Genomic DNA, 6438 nt, shown 5'->3' with positions numbered 1-6438 from the left:
ACTTTTCGACACGTCATCAGCGGTTCGCTTGCGCTCGTCTCTCTAAACCTCACCTGACGGACTAAGATCCGCCTTTTCTGCAACGCTCGCCACCACGGCTCTTTACCGTCGCAGCTTGCAGTGGTTTGAAACCCGCCCCTGAAGGTCGGTTTCGAGGGACCTACCCTCATCTTCCGTGCAGCTCGGCTCCCACATTGCTGTGGATGCCTCGCGGCACACCTTCGTCCAGATACCAAATATCGCCGGGGCGCGCCTGCCGCCGCCGCAAGTTGCGTGCGATCTGGGGTCCGAACTTGGCGACCCAGCGGCGGACTGTCTCGTATGACACGTCGATTCCACGCTCGAGCAGCATTTCCTCAACTTCTCGCAGACTAAGGTTGAACCGCAAATAAAGCCAGACCGCGTGAGAAACGATCCGTGGCGGAAAACGGTGACGCTTGAAGCTGATATCTCGTGAATGCATCGCCGAAATCTACGCCCAACCCGTCAGGCAGGCAACCGCAGCCCAGTTAACGTGACAATACCAATGCATGCGCATTGCGGCTTACGCTCTGCTGGCTCTTGACGACTTGTGTGCGACATTGTCGTCACCTTTGTCGGCTTCGTGACACGCTTTAGGATTCTTCGGTCCGGTATTTTATCCCTCTAAGTGTTTGCGGGAGCACCAGTTTCCGTTCTGCCCTATCAATCAGCTCAATTGGCACGACGCTTGAAAATTGTTCTCGGGCTGCGACGGAAGCAGCCGCGTCCGATGTCGCGGCATCACCTCGGTCGGTTCGAACACGAAAAGGAAGTAAGAATGGCTGCTCTGCGTCAGATCGCGTTTTACGGAAAGGGAGGCATTGGCAAATCCACTACGTCCCAGAATACGCTCGCCGCCCTTGTCGAACTCGGGCAGAAAATCCTCATCGTTTGCGATCCAGAGGTCGATTTCACGCGATTGATCCTGTGGGCTAGCTTGCGCGCCTAAATTCAACAAAAGGAGGCCCTATGCGTATCGAAGCGATTTCCGTTGGCAAGAACCCGCCGGACGAGGTGAATGTCGTTGTCGAGGTGCCGGTCGGCGGCAAGCCGATCAAGTACGAACTGGACAAGGAAGCCGGCGCACTCGTCGCACACCGCTTCCTCTCCACTTCGATGACCTATCCGGGAAACTATGGCTTCGTGCCGCACACGCTGTCAGAAGACGGTGACCCGATCGACGTCCTGATTGCGAACACCTGGCCGCTCGTTGCGGGCTGCGTCATCAGTGTGCGTCCGATAGGTGTTCTGGTCATGGAAGACAATGCCGGCAAGGACGACAAGATCATCGCCGTGCCGGTGGCGAAGTTGACGCGCTGCTACGACAAGGTTGAGAACTATACCGACCTGCCGGATATCTTGGTGAAGCAGATTGAGCACTTCTTTTCGCACTACAAGGATCTGGAGCCCGGCAAGTGGGTGAAGATAGCCGGCTGGCAGGACGTCAATGTCGCCAAGAAGTTGATTCGTAAGGCGGTCGGCCGCTACAATTTGCACAAGTGATCCCGATCGGCAGAGCCAAAGTAGGCGGCGCGAAGTGGTCAGGGGCATCTTATACGGCATCTTTCTGAATTCGACTCACGGGCTTCCCAAAACGCGATGAATCTGAATCTCTGGTGCAAATCGGAGGTGTGCGATGGGTTCAGCGATTTCGTTACGAGAGGATTTCGACGCAGAGCGTTTGCGGCGTCTGGCGCGCCAGACCAAGGATGCCGCGCAGGCACGCCGTCTCCTGGCGCTTGCCTCGATCTATGACGGCGGCTCGCGCTCGGATGCGGCGCGGCTGGGCAATGTCACGCTTCAGATCGTGCGAGATTGGGTGTTGCGGTTCAATGCGTATGGCCCTGACGGGCTGATCAACGGCAAGGCTCCTGGGCCCAAGTCACGGTTGGACGATACTCAGCGGGCGGCGCTGGCGCAGGCCATGGAACGGGGGCCGGCACCCTATCTCGATGGTGTCGTGCGCTGGCGTCTGTGTGATCTGGTCCAGTGGCTCTGGCACGAGTTTGGTGTCTCAGTGAGCGGACAGACGCTGAGCCGGGAGGTGCGTGCCATGGGGTACCGCAAGGGACTGTCAGGAATTCTGTGCGGGGGGCCATGATGATGAAAAGGAGAGAATCATCACATGGCTATCGAAAAAGAACTTCTGGACCAGCTTCTTGCGGGACGTGATCCGTCCGAGGTTTTCGGCAAGGACGGCTTGCTGGATGACCTGAAGAGGGCGCTTTCGGAGCCCATTCTCAATGCCGAGCTAGACGAGCATCTCGATGTTGAGCGTAGCGAGGGGACCTGTGCCAACCGGCGCAATGGCTCCTCGAGGAAGACAGTTTTGACCGGAACGTCGAAAATGACGCTGGCCATTCCGCGCGACCGGGCCGGCACGTTCGACCCGAAGCTGATCGCCAAATACCAGCGCCGCTTTCCCGATTTCGACGACAAGATCATCTCCATGTACGCCCGCGGCATGACGGTGCGGGAGATCCAGGGTCATCTCGAAGAAATCTACGGCATCGAAGTCTCGCCAGACCTGATCTCGGCGGTGACCGATACCGTTCTGGAGGCAGTTGGTGAGTGGCAGAATCGTCCGCTTGAGCTGTGCTATCCCCTTGTGTTCTTCGACGCCATCCGGGTCAAAATCCGGGACGAAGGTTTCGTTCGCAACAAGGCCGTCTATGTCGCACTCGCTATTCTTGCGGACGGCACCAAGGAAATCCTCGGGCTATGGATCGAGCAGACGGAAGGGGCAAAGTTCTGGCTGCGGGTGATGAACGAACTGAAGAGCCGTGGCTGCCAGGACATCCTGATCGCTGTGGTCGATGGCCTGAAGGGCTTTCCCGAAGCCATCACTGCCGTCTTTCCCCAAACGATCGTGCAGACTTGCATTGTCCACCTGATCCGGCATTCCTTGGAGTTCGTTTCCTACAAGGATAGAAAGCCCGTCATGCCGGCGCTGAGAGCCATCTACCGTGCCAGAGATGCCGAGCGGGCTTGAAGGCACTGGAGGCCTTCGAGGAAGGCTACTGGGGCCAGAAATACCCTGCCATCTCTCAAAGTTGGCGGCGCAATTGGGAACACGTCGTTCCCTTCTTCGCCTTCCCGGAAGGTGTCCGCCGCATCATTTACACCACGAACGCCATAGAGGCCTTGAACTCGAAACTTCGCCGGGCCGTGCGCTCGCGTGGGCATTTCCCTGGTGACGAAGCCGCCATGAAGCTGCTATATCTGGTGCTCAACAACGCCGCAGAGCAATGGAAGCGCGCGCCGCGGGAATGGGTCGAAGCAAAGACACAGTTCGCCGTCATCTTCGGCGAGCGGTTCCTCAACTAATGAACCGGCCCCCCGCACAGAATTCCTGACAGTCCCATCGGGCCGAGAACAGCCATCTGCCGTTTCGAAAACGGGAACGAACCATGCAAGGCCACCGATCACCAGGCACGTTGCAACGGTTCGTCTCCATGCACTCAGCGACCCGCAATTGCTTTTCAGTTCCGTCCCGTCGCCGCGCCGCGCAAACAATTCGCTACCATCGGCTCGAAGCTTTCGATGCATGGAAAATTGCGGCCTGTGTCGCCTGAATATCCACGAGCCGCTGACCTTTCCAGCCAGAGAAACTTAACGTGACAACACCACCAAGCGTGATGCCAAAGAAGAACCGCAGGGCACAAACTGTCTGGTTCAAGGCCGGCCATGATAGGCCCGATGAGACCAGTTGCACCTGAAACGCGCGCACGTCTTCCAGTCCAAGACGGTCTAGCGATCGCCCGAAATAGCGCGAGAACTTCGTCACCGCATACAAATACGATCGTTACGTCGCTGGCGAAAGATTGCGGATCGTCATGTCATCGATCATGGGCCGGCGTAGCGGGCTTATCTCTGTCATCGTCATCTCCCGCTCAAAGGTTGGGCTAAAACAGCCCAATCCTTCAAATCAGAAGCGCATCATGCAACCCCGCGCTCCAAATGCCGCGATAGCGGCTTCGTTCAATCCCAAATCGTTAAATCGTCACCACGACCTAATTCGGTCGAAGCCTTTTGGTCGCAATCAGCATGACGAGTTCTTCGGAGGCATCTGCGAGCGCCAGTGCCAATTCCGCAGCCGACCATCCACGTTTCTGCAAACTGACGAGCATTTCCACCATCGCGACTTCGACTTCTTGTCTGCAGCTCGAAATCGGCTTCAATTCGATGTGTTTCTCATCACATGCCGTGGTCATCTTAGCCTCCGTTCTGCCATATGAAAGGCAGCGTCCACAAATTCGACAATGGGTGGATTGGTAGGGGTTGCATGCAAGCCTCGAGCCGTTACGCATCGACACAGACGGTCTCAGCTGCGCGCAACCCCTTGCGCGCCATTATTTGCCGATGTCCGGCATCAGGAGCGTCTCGCATGAATCTGCACAATAGGCGGTGGAATTCTTCCCGGCGCCTGAGCGCGTGCACGCAGAATAATTCCTGTTGCAAGCCAACGCTTGCGCAAAGCGCGCACGAATGTTCCTCCGATAGGTCACGACCTATCCTCCTATGTTTGCACGTTTTGTTTTGAATAAGTGTCGTTTTACGTTGCCGGCGCCCCGAAACTACATTGCACCGGCAGCTGCGTATTTCGGAATTTCCGAACTTCCTTCGGAATTAACCACTGCTCATTTAGATATATGAGCAGGACGCAATTGTCGTTATCGCCGCATCCTGAAAATTATCGGTCCGTCCATTTCTGCTCGCCAGGGAATATGATAAGTAGCTTATGCACGTAAAGCTTTAGCCAATTCGGCTTTTGTCGGATGGCTGCGCGGTTCAGCCGCGAAAACGATTGTTTGCTTCAGTTTCAGCAGCCTGGATCGGCTATGTGCTGGAGGAATTGGATGGTTACGGAGTCTGGAGGGCACCGTAACGTTAACCGGGCATCGATCAAAATGTGGGATCTGGCCGCATGCCCAGATTTTCCCGCGATTCTCTTTATCGTCGCCACCGATTTCCGGCGCAGGTGATTGCCCATGCCGTTTGGCTCTATTTCCGGTTTCCGTTCAGCCTGCGGATGGTCGAGGATATGCTGGCAGCTCGTGGCGTCATCGTCTCTCACCAGACCGTGCGGCTCTGGGCGGAGAAGTTCGGCAGGCATTTCGCCAATGATATCTGGAAGCGATCGGCCAGCAAGCTCGGCGACCAAGGCATCTCGATGAAGGTGTGCCAGACATCGCCTTTCGTCGGCGCCTTGCGGCGTATGCGGCGCGCATAATCAAGGCCATGCTTTCGGCACCATCGGCGGATGGTCTCGTAGGAAACGACGATCCCGCGACATCGCGCAGGCTCAGATTAAAGCGAAAGTAGAGCCAGACAGCACGGACTACGATTTCGAATCGGATAGCGGTGGTTCTTGTAGGTCGGTGCACTCACGGAAATGGGTGCGCTGCTACTTCAAGTTCCTTACCGCTCAATCAATGTGACAGTACCCGATGGAATGCAGGGCCGAAGGCCGCCGGCCCTCCGCCGCGCGCAACTTGTACTACCCGTACAATCTCGCGAGTGTGTCCTAGTTGCTACAGCTTTTTGTTGAGCTGGTGATATATCCTTCGGTTGTATTGTTATGCAATGGGGTACAGAAAATGAAGTTGACTATCGCCACAACGCTACTCGCACTTGTCGCAACCACCGCCCTTGCCGCCGATGTCGTCCAGGACGCTGCGGTCGCTCCTACTTTTACTTGGTCCGGTCCTTACTTCGGGATCGATGGTGGCGCCGCATGGCTTAACGGTGACTTCAGCGCCGGTGGTGCCAGCGCTTCGGAAGATTTCAACGGCGGCATCTTCGGCGGATTCGCAGGGTACAATTTCCAGTTCGATAACATTGTCGTCGGTATCGAGGGCAACCTGGAATACAACTGGAATGAAGAGGACGCGCTCGGCGCAGACATCGGGACGGATTGGGCCGGCGCTGTTCGTGGTCGTGTCGGCTATGCCTTCGATAAAGCGCTGATTTATGGCGCAGCCGGCTGGACTGCGACGCGCGGTTTCGTCGATGTACCTGGCTTTGACAAGGAAACGGAGACCTTCAACGGCTACACCGTAGGAGCTGGCGTTGACTTTGCCATCACCAACAACATCTTCGCCCGTGGCGAATATCGCTACAATGACTTTGGCAAGAAGGACGTTCTCGGAGTTGATGTCGATCTCGATCAGAACGAAATCAAGTTCGGGATTGGGGTAAAGTTCTAAGAACTGTCGGCTAAAGGCCCCGCCATCTTGGCGGGGCTAATGATAAAAACCGCCTATATCTCCTCGACCGGTGATGTCAGATGGATAGGTGTCAAAATCGGCATACAGGATGTCGATCGCTGGAAAGCGGATACGATACGCGGTGTTGTCACGTTAAGTTTCTCTGGCTGGAAAGGTCAGCGGCTCGTGGATATTCAGGCGACACAGG

Annotated in this window: 3 protein-coding genes and 8 pseudogenes; 7 read left to right on the top strand and 4 right to left on the bottom strand. The window is 56.3% G+C overall.

All coding sequences use genetic code 11. The annotated features are described in order from the left end of the window. Positions 1–214: 214 nt before the first annotated feature. Positions 215–463: pseudogene (locus OS035_RS32990) on the bottom strand (IS6 family transposase); the annotation flags it as partial. Between the two features lie 336 nt (positions 464–799). Between OS035_RS32990 and OS035_RS32985 the strand changes: the two are divergent. The 5 genes and pseudogenes from OS035_RS32985 to OS035_RS33695 form a co-directional block, all read left to right on the top strand. Then, positions 800–949, top strand: a pseudogene (locus tag OS035_RS32985) (AAA family ATPase); the annotation flags it as partial. A 41-nt stretch (positions 950–990) separates the two neighbouring features. After that, a complete protein-coding gene (ppa, locus tag OS035_RS32980; protein WP_065277176.1) occupies positions 991–1524 on the top strand; it encodes an inorganic diphosphatase in 534 nt (177 codons plus the stop codon). A gap of 133 nt (positions 1525–1657) precedes the next feature. Continuing rightward, positions 1658–2089 (top strand): annotated as a pseudogene (locus OS035_RS32975) (helix-turn-helix domain-containing protein); the annotation flags it as partial. 57 nt (positions 2090–2146) lie between these two features. Further along, a pseudogene (locus OS035_RS32970) lies at positions 2147–3348 on the top strand (IS256 family transposase). A 32-nt stretch (positions 3349–3380) separates the two neighbouring features. After that, positions 3381–3596: pseudogene (locus tag OS035_RS33695) on the top strand (IS6 family transposase); the annotation flags it as partial. A 53-nt stretch (positions 3597–3649) separates the two neighbouring features. Here the strand turns inward: OS035_RS33695 and OS035_RS32965 are convergent. Next, a pseudogene (locus tag OS035_RS32965) lies at positions 3650–3901 on the bottom strand (phage integrase N-terminal SAM-like domain-containing protein); the annotation flags it as partial. 133 nt (positions 3902–4034) lie between these two features. Then, positions 4035–4235: a hypothetical protein gene (locus tag OS035_RS32960; RefSeq protein ID WP_064246339.1), complete on the bottom strand. Its 201-nt coding sequence runs from the start codon at positions 4233–4235 to the stop codon at positions 4035–4037. Positions 4236–4948: 713 nt separating this feature from the next. Between OS035_RS32960 and OS035_RS32955 the strand changes: the two are divergent. Further along, a pseudogene (locus OS035_RS32955) lies at positions 4949–5217 on the top strand (IS6 family transposase); the annotation flags it as partial. Here OS035_RS32955 and OS035_RS32950 read toward each other — a convergent pair. Continuing rightward, positions 5203–5393 (bottom strand): annotated as a pseudogene (locus tag OS035_RS32950) (IS6 family transposase); the annotation flags it as partial. The pseudogenes OS035_RS32955 and OS035_RS32950 sit on opposite strands and share 15 nt — an antisense overlap. A 228-nt stretch (positions 5394–5621) precedes the next feature. On the opposite strand from OS035_RS32950, the gene OS035_RS32945 reads away from it, so the two are divergent. Continuing rightward, positions 5622–6230, top strand: coding sequence for an outer membrane protein (locus OS035_RS32945; protein WP_331815514.1), 609 nt, complete (start codon positions 5622–5624; stop codon positions 6228–6230). Positions 6231–6438 lie beyond the last annotated feature (208 nt).

It is taken from the genome of Rhizobium sp. 268 (genome assembly GCF_036571585.1).
GTDB classification, from domain to species: Bacteria; Pseudomonadota; Alphaproteobacteria; order Rhizobiales; family Rhizobiaceae; genus Rhizobium; species Rhizobium redzepovicii.
The sequence above is the reverse complement of the archived record's forward strand: the minus strand, read 5'-3'. Positions and strand labels throughout refer to the sequence as shown.

Bases quoted from the DNA above. Each gene is read 5' to 3' on its own strand.
- ppa (WP_065277176.1), top strand. From the start codon at position 991: ATGCGTATCGAAGCGATTTCCGTTGGCAAGAACCCGCCGGACGAGGTG.
- OS035_RS32960 (WP_064246339.1), bottom strand. From the start codon at position 4,235: ATGACCACGGCATGTGATGAGAAACACATCGAATTGAAGCCGATTTCG.
- OS035_RS32945 (WP_331815514.1), top strand. From the start codon at position 5,622: ATGAAGTTGACTATCGCCACAACGCTACTCGCACTTGTCGCAACCACC.